A 13787-nucleotide genomic window follows, 5' to 3' on the forward strand; every position below is an offset into this window, starting at 1 on the left:
CCTGTGGTAAACGACAATGGCATCAATGGCGGACCACGCGTCGCTGATGCTGCACCAGCAGCACGCTCAATCCAATACACACCAGCATCAATAATGCGTTGATTCCGAGGCTGTACTGGAAGGCATGCGCGTAGGCACCCGGCGTCGAGCGGCCGCCCAGCACGCCGAAGAACGCCCCGCTGATCGCCGCCGTGCCGAACGCCGAGCCGATCTGCAACGTCGACGACGCCACGCCCGAGGCCAGACCGGCCTTCTCCGGCGCGACTTCCGCGAGAACGATCCGCATGATCGACGGCAGCAGCAGGCCCTGCCCCACGCCGGCGCACACCAGCCCACAATAGAACAGCAGGTCCGGCGTAGCAGCTTGAGTGGCCGACCAGCCGGTGACCGTAAAGCCGATCGCCATCATCGAAAACCCCAGTGTCAGCACATGACCGCCGATGCGCCGCACCACCGCCGGCGAGGTCAACGGCCCGATCACGAAACCGATCGCAAACGGCATGATGGCCACGCCGGAAGCGAGCGGCGTCCAGTGCAGACCCGTCTGCAGGAAAATGCCGTAGGTCAGAAAGAACGCGCTGTTGCAATAGAACAGGAACGCGAGCACGAGACCGAGCGCAAATGCTGGATTGCGGAACAGTTGCAGATCGACGAGCGGGTGGCCGCCGCGGCGCTCGAGGCTCCGCTCGGTGGCGATAAAGCGCGCAAACACGGGCACGCTCAACGCGAACATCACGAAGGTCCATGCGGGCCAGCCGGCTTCGCGGCCGTGCGTCATCGGGTAGATGACGAGCAGTAGCAACAGCGAGAGCAGACCCACGCCCTTCAGATCCACGCCCGCGCGTACCGCCGGCTGACTCTCCGGCACGAACTTCCAGCTACCGATAAACGCCAGGATGCCGACCGGGATGTTGATCAGAAAAATGACCCGCCAGTCGAGGCCGAATGGACGGTAGGTAATCAGCGCGCCGCCGCCCAGTTGGCCTACGATCGACGAAAGTCCGAACACGAAGCCATAGAAGCTCATGACACGCGTTTGCTGGGAAAGCGGCACCACCGCGCGGACGGTCGCCAGCACCTGCGGCGCCATCACCGCAGCAGCCATGCCCTGGATGATCCGCGCGATCACCAGCACGTGGCCGTTCGGCGCCAGGCCGCACAGCGCTGACGCCACCACGAACCCAGCCATGCCGGTCATGAACATGCGGCGACGCCCGAACAGGTCGCCAAGCCTGCCGCCCGTGATCAGCAACACGGCGTATGAGGACGCGTAGGCGGAGACGATCAGTTGCAACTGCGCGTCGGTGGCGCCGAGCCCCGTGTGGATCGCCGGCAGCGCCAGATTGACAATGAAGTAGTCGAGCGGCGCGAGAAACGCGCCGACGAACAGCACGGCCAGCGCGAGGCCCTGACGCTCGAAGCGCGGCGCTTCGGCGGCGCTGATCGCACGGGCGGCATTGGATGCGGCGCTCGCGCTACCGGGAACCGCCAGGGTCACCGGTGCGGACTTCATGCATTCGCTATTCATGACCGTTTGTTCAAAAATTAGATAAAAAAATTTACCCGAGCGCGCGCATCGCCACGTCGACGATGTCCGTCAACTGGTCCTCGTCATTCGCGACCCTGCCCAGCACGCGCAATCCCTGCATGATGCACAGCAGAAATTTGCTGACCGCTTTTTCGTCGAGCGTCGAACTGAAGGCGCCACTCGCCTGGCCGCGAATCACGGCACCCGCGAGCAGCGTCGCCATGCGGCGCTGGATCGAGCCGATCCGTTCGCGCAGCGCGGTATCGTCCGCTTGCATTTCCAGCGCGGTGTTCGTAATCAGGCAACTGCGTTGCTGGGTAAGTGAGCACGACGTCTTCGCATAATGCAGCAAGGCGTTGCGCAGCGACTCCTCGGGCGGCAGCGGCGCGTTCAGACGCTCCGCCAGGCGGGCAACCGAGCCATCCGCGTAGTGGTCGAGCGCCGCCAGCATGATGCCGTGCTTGTCGCCGAACACGCCGTACAGGCTACCGCGCAGCAGGCCGGTAGCCTTGCACAGATCGTCGATCGAGGTGGCGTGGTAACCGTGGCGCCAGAACACATCGCTCGCGTGGGCCAGCACCGTAGACGTGTCGAACTCACGCGGGCGCCCTCGGGCGCTCGTGGTGCGGGGTTTGTTCGAGGTGGCAGGCTGGCTCATGGGTTTGGATATTATGACTATCCATTCAATAAATCAAGCGCGCTGGCAGTGAGGTCTTTGGGACGCCTGTGACGTCACGCCCCTCTTAAGAAAAATTCTTCGGCCTCGGTGGAATAGCCCCGGCCAAACGGTGTTAGCCCTCTCGACGCCGGCAAATGCGTCCACGCCCTCCCCCACGTGAATGGCCAACAACCACGAGATCGCTTTGAGTCACACCACGATTCAACCCATCTGGGTCCGCATCACACACTGGATCAATGCGCTGGCAGTCGTCCTGATGGTGATGAGCGGCTGGCAGGTCTATGACGCCTCGCCGATCTTTCCCGCCTTGCAGTTTCCGCCTGCCATCACACTAGGCGGCTGGCTCGGCGGCGCCCTGCTTTGGCACTTCGCGGTGATGTGGCTGCTGGTGGCGAATTTCCTCGTCTACGTGGGTCTCAATCTGGCGTCCGGACGCCTGCGCCGCAAACTGCTGCCGCTCACCTTCCGCTCGCTCGCCGCCGATATCGTCGCAGCCGTGCGCGGCCGTCTCACTCATGGCGATCTCTCGGTCTACAACTCGATCCAGAAGCTCGCCTACCTGGTAGTGATCGTCGATATCGCGCTGCTGGTGCTGTCAGGGCTGGCCGTGTGGAAGTCGGTGCAGTTCCCGCTCCTGCGAACGCTGATGGGCGGCTACGACAACGCGCGCGTCGTGCATTTCGTCTGTATGAGCGTGCTGGTGGCCTTTTTCGCCGTGCACGTCGTGATGGTCGCGCTGGTGCCGCGCTCGCTGCTCCTGATGATCCGGGGACGGTAGACATGGCGATTCGCAAGCGCAACGCACAACCCGGCACGACGCTCGCCTCGCATGGCGACGCGATCCTGAAGGATGCCCACCGCGAACTGAAGGACCCGGCGCGCCGCCTGCTCGGCAAGCGGATCCTCTCGCTCGGCGGCCTCGCCTTGCTGTCGGGCTGCGATCTGAGCACCGACAAATCGGTGAACACGATGCTGCGCAAGATCTCTTTCTTCAACGACGACGTGCAGGCGCTGCTGTTCGATCCGAACCACATGGCGCCGACTTATCCGGAATCGATGATCACGCGGCCGTTCCCGTTCAACGCGTTCTACGACGTAGACGACGTACCGGAAGTCGACGCCGCCACCTACCGCCTTCAGGTGGGCGGCCTCGCGAACGGCAAGCGGGTCTGGACGCTCGATGAACTGCATGCGCTGCCGCAGACGGACCAGATCACGCGGCATATCTGTATTGAAGGGTGGAGCGCGATCGGCCACTGGGGCGGCGTGCGCTTTGCCGACTTCCTGAAGCGCTCCGGCGCGGATACGACGGCGCGCTTCGTGTCGCTGCATTGTGCCGACAACTACTGGACCAGCATCGATATGCCGACAGCCCTGCATGCGCAGACGCTGCTCACGCTGACCTACGACGGCCAGGTGTTGCCGCCGAAATACGGCTTTCCGATGAAGCTGCGCATGCCGACCAAGCTTGGCTACAAGAATCCGAAGCACATCGTCGCGATCACCGTGACGAATGAATATCCCGGCGGTTACTGGGAGAACCAGGGCTACAACTGGTTCGGCGGTTCCTGAGCAGCATCCCTGTTTTTCAAGTCAACCCACACTCAATCTACGGAGATTCCATGTCTATCCGCCTGAAACTTGGCGTTACGCTTGTCTCGCTCGCTTTCGCCGGTGTCGCGCTCGCGCAGACGCCCGCGGTCAAACCGTCGCGGATTCGCGGCGAAGTCGTCTCGCTGAATGGCGATGTCCTGCAGGTGCATCGCCGCAGCGGCGATACGGTCTCCATCAATCTGGCGCCGACCGTCACCGTTTCCGCCGTCAAGGCAATGCAACTGGCCGATATCAAGCCCGGCTCGTTCATCGGCACGGCTGCCACCACGGGTACCGACGGCAAGCTGACCGCCACCGAAGTGGTGGTGTTTCCGGAATCGGCTCGCGGCACCGGTGAAGGCCACTATGCGTGGGACCTCGGTCCTAACAGCTCGATGACGAACGCGAATGTCGACCAGGTGGCCGAAGGCACCAGCGGCCGCGATCTGAAGCTGTCGTACAAGGGGGGTAACAACGTGGTGACGGTACCGCCGAATGTGCCGGTCGTGACCTTCGTTCCGGCCACTCGCACCGACCTGACGGCCGGCAAGAAAGTGTTCGTGGTCGCGACGCCTGCGGCGCAGGGTGCGTTCCTGGCGCAACGCGTGGTGGTTGAGAAGGACGGTGTGGCGCCGCCGATGTAACTCTGTCTGTCAACATGACAACTCGGGTGTGCGGCGCCAAAGGGCGCCGCACACCCGCTCTCAGACTCTCATTGCTACTTCACCGGTTCGCGCTCAGGTTTCGAGCGTCGCATCCATGGTGATGGTGGCCTTCAGTACTTTCGAGACTGGACATCCCGCCTTGGCGTCCGCCGTGGCTTTCTCAAACGCCGCCCGGTCGCCGCCGGGGATCTTCACCTTGACGTCAAGGTGAACCGCGGTGATGGCGAATCCGCCGTCGGCCTTGTCGAGCGTCAGGGTTGCCGTGGTGCCGATACGTTCCGGTTTGATATTCGCCTTGCCCAACTCAGCCGATAGCGCCATGGAGAAGCACCCGGCGTGTGCAGCCGCGATCAGCTCTTCCGGGTTGGTGCCGATGCCGTCTTCGAAACGTGTCGCAAACGAATACTGGGTGTCCTTGAGAACCCCGCTGTCAGTAGAAATCGTGCCTTTCCCGTCCTGCAGGCCGCCTTGCCAGACCGCTGATGCCTTGCGCTTCATCGTTCTCTCCTGTTGGTGCCCTGTCAGCGCTGCTGTGCTATCCCATCATGGCGCCTGCCGCAACGGTCACGCCCGGATTCTTGCGGGCTCGGCGCCGGTCGATGCATGCCGCGCAGCGCGACAGACGCGGGCGTAGACCGGTCTTCATCATAGGCGCTTCTGGAGATCGGTGCGGTCAAGTGTTTGGCAGGGTCGCGCGAGGGCCGTCGCGATCAACATAGAGCCAGTGGCGGATCAAGGGCGAGTGCGCAAGCAGCTTCGGAGCCCCGGTTTGCATAGCGGCGGCGGCCCCGCACCCTGCCGTCGGATGCCTAGGTGCAAATTCGACCAATCCAACCTTACCTCCGATCACTAACGGTCACATATAGCCTTTAATCTATTTTATAGAGTCACATGTGACCTCTAACGTACAATTTTTACGAGAACCCCGATTTCAATCTATAATCAGTCATATGGAACCGTTAAATTTACCTATCAAGTCACATATGACTGCAAAAGCGGACGCACTCCCTTTGCCGGTTCGTCGTGGATTGAAAAAACTCGGTGCGGACATCGCGTTGGCCCGTCGTCGTCGACGCATCTCCACGCAATCCATGGCGGAACGCCTGCAGGTTTCGCTAAAAACCTTGCAGCGGCTTGAAAAAGGCGACCCAACGGTCGCCGTGGGCACGGTCGCGACCGCAATGCTCATATTGAGCGAGTTGGAGCGCTTTACGAACCTTTTGGACACTGCCGGAGACGATGTTGGCCTAACCCTGATGGATCAAGACCTTCCCAAACGTATCCGCAGCAAGAAGACCACCTCATCGTCAGGAGCCCTGTAATGGCTGTACCCGTTGAGCGCACAGTCAGCGTAGCGTTGGGGTCGTCGGCATTGCCCGTCGGCCAACTGACTTATGCAAAACTGGGATCCCGTGAAAGCTCGGCGTTCGTCTATGACACAAACTGGCTTCAAGACGACTCTCACTTCGCAATTTCTCCAGACCTTGTCCTGACCACCGAACGGCAGTTCCGCAAAGCTCCCACCAGAAACGACTCCGTCTTTCATTTTGCGATCGCGGACACCGAACCTGACGGCTGGGGCTGCCGGGTCATTGCGCGTGACCACGCAAAGCGACGCAAGCGCGCGCAGGAACAGGGTAAGAACTTTAGTGGTGCGCTGACCGAGATGGACTACCTGCTTGGCGTCGATGACGAAAGCCGGATTGGAGCGATCCGCTTTGCGAACGACCAGGGGATATTTCAGCGCGCGATGGAGGACGGCGGCCACCGCGCTCCGCCGCTAATCGAACTAGGCCAGCTACTGGGCGCGTCACGTGCGGTCGAAAGCGGTACTGAGACTGAAGCTGACTTGCGTTATCTACGCGGGCGCGGAACGTCGCTCGGTGGAATGCGGCCCAAATGCACGATAGTCGACGACGACGGGCATCTCGCCATTGGCAAGTTTCCAAGCGTTCAGGACGAGCGCGCGGTTACGCGCGCCGAAGTGCTTGCCCTGCGCCTCGCGCAAACGGCCGGTATCGACACGTCACACGCGCGCATCGTGCTATCCGACAACGTGCCGGTTGCGCTGATCCGTCGCTTTGACCGCCATAACGGCGGCCGGATTCCGTACCTGTCGGCAGCATCGCTACTCCAGGCGTCGCGCGAAGAAGATCACTCGTACACCGAGATCGCAGAACGGATCCTGGTTGTCAGCGACGATCCGCGCAGAGATCTGACTGAGTTATGGCGCCGGATCGTGTTCAGCATGCTCATCACCAATGTGGACGATCACCTGCAAAATCATGGTTTCCTGCACGTAGGGCATGGGCAATGGCGTCTTGCCCCTGCGTTTGATCTCAATCCGATGCCAGACAAGGATCGCGAACTCAAGACATGGCTCACGGAAGAATCTGGACCGAGTGGTTCGATCGAAGAAGCCGTCGCGGCGGCCAGGCATTTCCATCTGACTGACGGCGCGGCTCTCGATCTACTCGGCAACATATATCTTGCAGTACGTTCATGGCGGGAGATGGCACTCTCGAAAGAAATCGGCATGACAGCTCGCGAAGCGGACGAATTCGAACCCGCTTTCGAACACGCCGAACTAGCGGCGGCCAGGAGACTGCTAGAACGTTGACCATTGCCTCGTTCCTGCTCGCGCTTACTCCGCAAACGGCAACGTCTCCTGCCCTTCGGCCCGCATCCCGAACACATTCAACGTCATCGCTACAAGCGCGTAATACCCCAGCAAGCCGACCAGGTTGATCGTGACCTCATGCCCGAAGCGCTCCACGGTTGCCGCATAGGTCGCATCGGACACCCGCTTCGTGTCATACAGCTCATTGGCAAACGCGTAGATCAGCGCGTCTTCAGGATTGGCAAAAGACGGCCGCTGACCCAGGCGAATCGCCTCCGCCTCGGCCTCGGTAACGCCAGCCTGTAACGCAATCGGATAGTGTATGTACCACTCGGCCTGCGCTTGCCAGCGCGCGGCCGTCACCAGAATTGCCAACTCCGATAAACGCAGCGGCAGGCCAGTCCGGTAGCGGCAAAACGCCCCCAGCCGTTGCGCCTGCTGCGCGAGTTCGGGACTGTGAATCCAGCCCAGAAACGGACCATTCAGATTCCCACGCGGACCGGACAATATCTCGTCGAGTACGGCCCTCTGCTCAGGCGTGGCATACGCGGCGTCGAAACGCGGCAAACGTTCAGTCATGGAAACTCTCGCAAGTAATGAAGCGGCGGTCCACTCTCAGCACACCGCGCGCACGCCGGTTGAATGAAGCGCGCCGTCAATCGCGTCGGTGAGACGGCTCACAATATTGTCGATATCCTGCGCCGTGCAGATAAACGGCGGCGCCAGCAGCACATGATCGCCACTTTTGCCGTCCACTGTGCCACCCATCGGATACACCATCAGCCCGCGCGCGAAAGCCTCGCGCTTGATCGCTGCATGCAGTTTGAGCTTCGCGTCGAATGGTGTCTTGCTCGCCCGCTCCTGCACCAGTTCGACACCCACAAACAACCCGCGCCCGCGCACATCGCCGATATGCGGATGCTGCGCGTAGTGCTCGCGAAGCTGTGCGCGCAACTGCTCGCCACGCGCCTGCACGTTCGATAGCAGATTGTCCTCGGCGATCACGCGCTGTACTTCGAGTGCAGCCGCGCAAGCCGTTGCGTGCCCGATATACGTATGACCGTGCTGGAAAAAGCCTGAGCCGCCGACGATCGTATCGTAGATGCGCTTGCTGACCAGCGTTGCGCCGATCGGCTGATAGCCAGCTCCCAGACCCTTCGCGATCGTCAGCAGATCCGGCGCTACACCGTCCTCTTCGCAGGCATAGAGATACCCGGTGCGCCCCATTCCCGACATGATCTCGTCGAGAATCAGCAGCACTCCATAGCGATCGCAAACAGCGCGAATCTTGCGGAAATATTCACGCACTGGCGGCACTGCGCCTGTAGTAGCGCCGACCACCGTCTCCGCGACAAAAGCTGCCACCGTCTCGGCGCCCAGTTCGAGGATTCTCTGTTCCAGCTCATCCGCCAATCGCTGCGCAAAGGCCTCTTCGGTTTCGTCAGCGCGCTGCTCGCGATACGCATAGCACGGGCTGACGTGATGCGCTTCGATCAGAATCGGCAGAAACGGCTCGCGGCGCCATGCATTACCGCCAATCGCAAGCGCGCCCAGTGTATTGCCATGATAGCTCTGGCGGCGCGCAATGAAATGACGCCGCTGCGGCTCGCCCTTCTCGACGAAGTACTGGCGTGCGAGCTTCAACGCCGCTTCGATCGCTTCCGAGCCGCCCGACACAAAATACACATGATCCAGGCCGGACGGTGCGCTGGCCACGAGCCGGTCCGCGAGTTCTTCCGCCACCTGCGTCGTAAAGAACGACGTGTGCGCGTACGGCAATTGCTGGGACTGACGCCTGATGGCGTCGAACACGCGCTGGTTGCTATGACCGAGGCACGAAACGGCGGCCCCGCCGCACGCATCGATATATCGTTTGCCGGCGGCGTCGATAATCTCGATGCCATCGCCAGCTACGGCGACCGGCAACGCCTGCTTCGGTGCGCGGTGAAATACGGTGGACATGATAGGTATCCTTATCGCTTGATCGCGGTCAGAAGGCGGCGTTCGAAGGCGCCGTCCGTGGAATAAACGTATCGAACGCACGTTGCCCCTGACGATAGACCTGCATCGCCACACCGTCCGCTTCGATGCGAAACAGCGCGGTGGCCAAGGTGTTTTCGTCGTCGGGGTCGTGTGGGTCGTCGCGATAAATGGGCAGTCCGGAAGGTTCCTGATCGCTTAGAACGCGCAGCAGTGCGTCGTCTGTTACTGGTGCGCCAAGCCTCGAAAGCAATGCATTCACACGCGCCTGACGGTCGCGGGAGGACTCGGTGATGATTTGCGCTTCACCATCACTGCCGTCGTGAATCATATGATTCGCGTGACCGAAACGTGGGGTATCGGCAACCACCGAGCAACGCCGTGCCGTTGCTTCAACACTGACCAGACGCGAGTCGCCCACACAACCTAGCGTGTGATGAAAACCGCTCGCACGTGGCACATCGCGCAACAGCGCAACGGCTTCGTCGAGCGAGTGTGTATCAAGCACGGCGCGCGCGAGGATCATGCGGGGCACACCCACCGCCGGTACGCGGATGCGCAAATTGTTGATGGCCTGCACGAGGCCCGCGCGGCTGGCGGCAAAGGTATGTCCCGGCAATGAACCGGGGTAATAGAAACTCATGAAGCCGGGCTTGCCGGCAGGCTGAACGTCTACGAGAAAGCATCGTTCGCGCAAATACGGATCGCCGTCTTCGTTGTGCGCGATGAAACGCGCATTGCCTGACGCGGCTGCCAGCGTCGTGCAACCGTCTGGCGCGTTGTGGATCAGTTCGCCGCGGCAGTTCCACAGGAACACATCTTCCACGGGCCATGCCAGACCCGCAGCCATACCGTCCAACTCGGCAACCAGCGCCGGGAAATACGCTTCAGCTGCCCGCCGTAGCGCTTCCACGAATGGATGGCCACGCCACCGGCTCACCTGCTTCCACGCAGCGCTTTGCTGCATGTACGCTGCCATCACAGGCCGCACCAGTTCGCCCAATCTGTAGCCGATGTCATCCGGTTGCCCGGTGACACGAAAGAGACTCCATTCCTGCATTGACGGTTATGCCTCGCTTAAACCCGGTTTGCTGTGGCGCCGCAACATGCAGCAGTGACCCGCTCATCATGTGCGGCGCGGTAAAAGGACGCCTTCAGCCACGATGACATCGATTCAACACTCGATTCCAATTTATACCTCTCAACAACATATGTTGTCAATACGGCCGAGCATGTATCGAACGGAGCGAGCGGCACAAAAAACAGAGTAAAAGGCGCGGATGTCGCGGAGCTGCAGGTCAGCAGCAGCCCCGCTCCGCGCATCCTCAAGGCACGTAAGCGCCCTTCGCATGCAGCGAGCGTTCGGCAATCTCAAGTTGCTCGACCGCGTCGGCGCCTTCAAGCGCCAGCAGATGCGCGACCAGCGATTCCGCAATGGCGGTGGCCGCGACGAGCGAAGGAAAAAACGAAGGGCTTTCGTGTGAAAAAATCAGCACCTTGTCGGCATTCAGCGCGATCGGGGACACCGCGCTATCGGTAATCGCAATCAGCTTGCTGCCCTTCTCGAGCGCCGCCTCGGCCACGCGGGCTGCCTCCACCGAATAAGGTGCGAAGCTGATAACGACAGTCGCACTATCGCGTTCGATGGTGCGCAGCTGCATCTCCAGCGTACCGGCCTCACCCGTCAGCAACGACACCGACGAGCGGAACAATCGATATCCATACACCAGACCAAATGCCACCGCATAACAGGAGCGAAAGCCTGCGACGTGCACATGCGGCGCGCGACGCAGCAACCGCGCGGTTTCAACGGTGACACGCGTGTTATGCGCGGCCGTGACATCGAGATTGTGTTGTTGCGCCACCAGCAGATCGTGCGCCAACGCGTCTTTGGCATTGGTCTTGACGAGTGAACGGGCGCGGCTGGCGAGCGGCTCGGGCCGCGTACGCACGCGCGCCACGAACAGATTGCGCAGTTCATTCCAGCCGGGAAAACCGAGTTGCTGCGACAGCCGCACGAGCGAGGCGGGTTGCACCTGAGCCCGCTCGGCCACCTTGCGCATGGAAGAAACAGCGACTTCGTCGGGATGATCCAGCAGGAACGCGGCTCCCATCTGGAATTGCGGACTGAGTTCAGAGAAGCGCGCCCGGATCAGGGCGGCGAGCTGGTCAAAACTGTCGGGCATGCGATGGACCAGGGAGTAAGTTGACAACAAATGTTACCACCCGGAACACCGCATGCACCACCAACCCAGGACCCGCGTTTACAGCAATGCCACGACCCGCACATCGCCCTGTTCCGCCGAGGCGACCACCTTGCCCGCGACGCGCCGGAAGGTGATGGTCACGCTCGAATCGCCGACACGCATATCGCCGATTTCGAGCCAGTCGATACCTTCAGGCAGCATCGGCTGTTCGATCAGGACTTCGCGCTTCGCCGCATCCACGGTCACACCGAGGCACGCTTCCAGCATCATGAACGGCGAGCCGGCCGCCCATGCCTGTGGCAGACACGCGACCGGGTACGCAGTGGGCGGCTCGCCGCGCCGGCGCGGGAAACCGCAGAAGAGTTCGGGCAGACGCATGTCGAAATTGACAGCCGCCTGGAACAGCGCCTGCAGCAGATTCACCGCGGTCGCCTTGCCGCCGTAGCGTGCCACGCCGCGCGCGCAGAGCGCGTTGTCATGCGGCCAGACCGAGCCGTTGTGATACGCCATCGGATTGAAACGGGCCTGTCCTGCAGCGAGCGTGCGCACGCCCCAGCCGGTGTGGAACAGCGTCGACTGCAGACCGCGCACCACGGCCTCGCCGCGCTCGCGTGACGGCAAGCCGAAGGCGAGCAGATGGCCGGCATTCGACGCCATCACACGGCACAGTTCACCATGGCCGTCCAGTGCAATGCCGTAGAAACCGAACTCCTCCATCCAGTACTTCTCTTCCACGCATTGGCGGATGCCCTTCGCGCGTTCGCTATAACCGGCGGCCTCGTCCAGCAGACCGCGCAGCCTGGCGAAATGCGCCATGGTGTCGAACGCCGCGCTCGCATAGGCTTGCACCTCGACCAGCGCAATCGGCCCGTCAGGGAAGCGCCCATCTGCGTGAAAGACCGAATCGTGACTGTCTTTCCAGCCCTGGTTCGCAAGACCGCCATCCGATTCGCGCTGATAGTCGAGCAGGCCGAAGCGGTTCTTGTCACACACGCCTGAGACCCATTGGGCCGCGCGCACCAGCGCCGGCCACAACTCGTCGATCAGACCCAGGTCGTTGGTACGTGCCACGTAGGCACCGGCCAACACGATAAACAGGGGCGTCGAGTCGACCCCGCCGTAATAGAGCGCAAACGGCACTTCGCCGGTGGCGGCCATTTCGCTCTTGCGCATCTCATGCATGATCTTGCCGACCGCCGCGTCGCGAAACGCCGAATTCTCGCGCGCCTGATGCTCGGCAAGAAAGCGCAGGACGCCACGCGCCAGTCCCGGCTGCAACCAGAGCGTTTGCAGCGACGTAATCAGCGCATCGCGGCCAAACGGGGTCGAAAACCAGGGGATGCCGGCATACGGGTAAGGACCGGTTTCCAGATCGGTGGTGAGCAGTCCGAGATCGGCGAGTGAGCGGTCGATCCACGCGTTAAACAGCGGATTGCTCGAACGCACGCGCGCCGTCGCCCGGCGCCGCTCGCGCATCACCAGGTGGGCATCGACCAACGCCGCGCGCACGGCAGCGCGTCCGACGCGCGGACGTGCTGCATCGATCTGCGTGAGATGCGCCTCGTTCAGCGAATGAACGGACTTTGCGACGTCGGCATTGGTAGCGGCCTGCTCTGCCTCCACCTCGACATTGACGGCGAGATAAATCGACACGCAGGCTTGCGCCGGCAATTGCACCGTGTAGTCCGCGCGGTTGGCAAAGAGCTTGTCCGGAGTCGGCGAAAACGCAATGCCGACGTTGCGTGCGACATTGTCGAGCCCTACGTAGCTGAGCAGCACCTCGCCGTTTTCGACGCGCGCCGGTTCGATCTTGCCCTGCTTGTCGCGTTTCAGACCACGCACTTCAAACATGTCGCGGAAATCGCTGGCGAACGAAATGGAAAGCGGCACGACGGCATCTTTCGTGCCGTAGTTGGTCAGTTCGATCGCTTCGTTGAGCACCGTGCCGGACAGTACACGCACGCGCTCGACGTGGATCACACCCTCGGGCGTGCTGTCGCCGCCCAAAGGCGGCAACGGCCGGTTGGTCAGATGCGCCGTGAACGCTGTGTTATCGCTGCTGACACTGCCTGAAAGCAGCGACGGTGCGCGCCCGCCGAAAGTCAGCCGCAGTTGTGAGAGGACCCGCGTGTCGTTGACGAACAGGCCGTCGTCGTGGCCGGTAATATCGCCGAGTGGGTCGTTGACAATAAAGGTGTCGCCCGACTTCAGCACGAACTGGTTCGCGCTAGCGACGTTGAGGTTTTCCGGCGGGATAAATGCGCCATCCGGTTCGTGTTCGACATGGTCGACGCCGCCTGAGAGTCCGCCAAGGGCTTCGGGTTGCTGCATCAGCTTGCTCCTGTGCTATGGGCTTCGTTCCGATTGTAGAGGGTCTGCGCCCGTCGAACGAACTTAACACAGGTAGGTGGTGGATTTACGCCGGTAAGCTATTTCGAAGGCGTAACAAAACGCTACGAACGATGCGCCGGACCGGTGCATATGTGCGGTGGCACGCGTCATGCAGTTTTGCCGT

Annotated in this window: 13 protein-coding genes; 5 read left to right on the forward strand and 8 right to left on the reverse strand. The window is 61.7% G+C overall.

Annotation, left to right across the window (positions count from 1 at the left end):
• Positions 1-22: 22 nt before the first annotated feature.
• Both P3T20_RS00365 and P3T20_RS00370 read right to left on the reverse strand, forming a co-directional pair.
• Positions 23-1528 carry an MFS transporter gene (locus P3T20_RS00365; protein ID WP_074268689.1) on the reverse strand — a complete coding sequence of 502 codons (1506 nt, stop codon included), beginning with the start codon at positions 1526-1528 and terminating at the stop codon, positions 23-25.
• A gap of 31 nt (positions 1529-1559) precedes the next feature.
• Positions 1560-2186 carry a TetR/AcrR family transcriptional regulator gene (locus P3T20_RS00370; RefSeq protein WP_074268690.1) on the reverse strand — a complete coding sequence of 209 codons (627 nt, stop codon included), beginning with the start codon at positions 2184-2186 and terminating at the stop codon, positions 1560-1562.
• A gap of 205 nt (positions 2187-2391) precedes the next feature.
• Here P3T20_RS00370 and P3T20_RS00375 point away from each other — a divergent pair, with 205 nt between their 5' ends.
• Genes P3T20_RS00375 through P3T20_RS00385 form a run of 3 tightly spaced genes read left to right on the forward strand, consistent with a single transcriptional unit; the run spans position 2392 to position 4444 of the window.
• Positions 2392-2985, forward strand: a complete 594-nt coding sequence (locus P3T20_RS00375; RefSeq protein WP_254369051.1) for a cytochrome b/b6 domain-containing protein — start codon at positions 2392-2394, stop codon at positions 2983-2985.
• 2 nt (positions 2986-2987) lie between these two features.
• Entirely contained in the window at positions 2988-3779 is a 792-nt protein-coding gene (locus tag P3T20_RS00380) for a molybdopterin-dependent oxidoreductase (RefSeq protein WP_074268692.1), read from the forward strand.
• Positions 3780-3829: 50 nt separating this feature from the next.
• A complete protein-coding gene (locus P3T20_RS00385; RefSeq protein ID WP_074268693.1) occupies positions 3830-4444 on the forward strand; it encodes a hypothetical protein in 615 nt (204 codons plus the stop codon).
• Positions 4445-4537: 93 nt separating this feature from the next.
• On the opposite strand, the gene P3T20_RS00390 is transcribed toward P3T20_RS00385, so the two are convergent.
• Complete coding sequence (locus P3T20_RS00390; protein WP_074268694.1) at positions 4538-4963, reverse strand: OsmC family protein; 426 nt, start codon at positions 4961-4963, stop codon at positions 4538-4540.
• Between the two features lie 485 nt (positions 4964-5448).
• On the opposite strand from P3T20_RS00390, the gene P3T20_RS00395 reads away from it, so the two are divergent.
• Both P3T20_RS00395 and P3T20_RS00400 read left to right on the forward strand, forming a co-directional pair.
• Positions 5449-5787, forward strand: a complete 339-nt coding sequence (locus P3T20_RS00395; RefSeq protein WP_143787701.1) for a helix-turn-helix domain-containing protein — start codon at positions 5449-5451, stop codon at positions 5785-5787.
• The gene (locus P3T20_RS00400) at positions 5787-7085 is read left to right on the forward strand and encodes a type II toxin-antitoxin system HipA family toxin (protein ID WP_074268696.1); all 1299 of its coding nucleotides are present in this window, start codon (positions 5787-5789) and stop codon (positions 7083-7085) included. Before P3T20_RS00395 ends, P3T20_RS00400 begins: the two co-directional genes overlap by 1 nt.
• 24 nt (positions 7086-7109) lie before the next feature.
• Here P3T20_RS00400 and P3T20_RS00405 read toward each other — a convergent pair whose 3' ends face one another.
• The 5 genes from P3T20_RS00405 to P3T20_RS00425 all read right to left on the reverse strand — a co-directional run bounded on the left by P3T20_RS00405 (position 7110) and on the right by P3T20_RS00425 (position 13603).
• Positions 7110-7664, reverse strand: a complete 555-nt coding sequence (locus tag P3T20_RS00405) for a carboxymuconolactone decarboxylase family protein (protein WP_074268697.1) — start codon at positions 7662-7664, stop codon at positions 7110-7112.
• Between the two features lie 36 nt (positions 7665-7700).
• Entirely contained in the window at positions 7701-9047 is a 1347-nt protein-coding gene (locus P3T20_RS00410; protein WP_074268698.1) for an aspartate aminotransferase family protein, read from the reverse strand.
• 28 nt (positions 9048-9075) lie between these two features.
• Positions 9076-10125: a C45 family autoproteolytic acyltransferase/hydolase gene (locus tag P3T20_RS00415; RefSeq protein WP_074268699.1), complete on the reverse strand. Its 1050-nt coding sequence runs from the start codon at positions 10123-10125 to the stop codon at positions 9076-9078.
• A 265-nt stretch (positions 10126-10390) separates the two neighbouring features.
• Complete coding sequence (locus tag P3T20_RS00420; protein WP_074268700.1) at positions 10391-11251, reverse strand: MurR/RpiR family transcriptional regulator; 861 nt, start codon at positions 11249-11251, stop codon at positions 10391-10393.
• Between the two features lie 78 nt (positions 11252-11329).
• Entirely contained in the window at positions 11330-13603 is a 2274-nt protein-coding gene (locus tag P3T20_RS00425) for an amylo-alpha-1,6-glucosidase (protein ID WP_074268701.1), read from the reverse strand.
• Positions 13604-13787: the final 184 nt, after the last annotated feature.

The organism is Paraburkholderia sp. GAS206C (genome assembly GCF_050435645.1).
Taxonomy (GTDB): Bacteria; Pseudomonadota; Gammaproteobacteria; order Burkholderiales; family Burkholderiaceae; genus Paraburkholderia; species Paraburkholderia phenazinium_B.

Coding starts and splice junctions, on each gene's coding strand:
- P3T20_RS00370 (WP_074268690.1), bottom strand. CDS start 2,186: ATGAGCCAGCCTGCCACCTCGAACAAACCCCGCACCACGAGCGCCCGA.
- P3T20_RS00390 (WP_074268694.1), bottom strand. CDS start 4,963: ATGAAGCGCAAGGCATCAGCGGTCTGGCAAGGCGGCCTGCAGGACGGG.
- P3T20_RS00380 (WP_074268692.1), top strand. CDS start 2,988: ATGGCGATTCGCAAGCGCAACGCACAACCCGGCACGACGCTCGCCTCG.
- P3T20_RS00425 (WP_074268701.1), bottom strand. CDS start 13,603: ATGCAGCAACCCGAAGCCCTTGGCGGACTCTCAGGCGGCGTCGACCAT.
- P3T20_RS00415 (WP_074268699.1), bottom strand. CDS start 10,125: ATGCAGGAATGGAGTCTCTTTCGTGTCACCGGGCAACCGGATGACATC.
- P3T20_RS00365 (WP_074268689.1), bottom strand. CDS start 1,528: ATGAATAGCGAATGCATGAAGTCCGCACCGGTGACCCTGGCGGTTCCC.
- P3T20_RS00405 (WP_074268697.1), bottom strand. CDS start 7,664: ATGACTGAACGTTTGCCGCGTTTCGACGCCGCGTATGCCACGCCTGAG.
- P3T20_RS00400 (WP_074268696.1), top strand. CDS start 5,787: ATGGCTGTACCCGTTGAGCGCACAGTCAGCGTAGCGTTGGGGTCGTCG.
- P3T20_RS00410 (WP_074268698.1), bottom strand. CDS start 9,047: ATGTCCACCGTATTTCACCGCGCACCGAAGCAGGCGTTGCCGGTCGCC.
- P3T20_RS00420 (WP_074268700.1), bottom strand. CDS start 11,251: ATGCCCGACAGTTTTGACCAGCTCGCCGCCCTGATCCGGGCGCGCTTC.
- P3T20_RS00395 (WP_143787701.1), top strand. CDS start 5,449: ATGACTGCAAAAGCGGACGCACTCCCTTTGCCGGTTCGTCGTGGATTG.
- P3T20_RS00385 (WP_074268693.1), top strand. CDS start 3,830: ATGTCTATCCGCCTGAAACTTGGCGTTACGCTTGTCTCGCTCGCTTTC.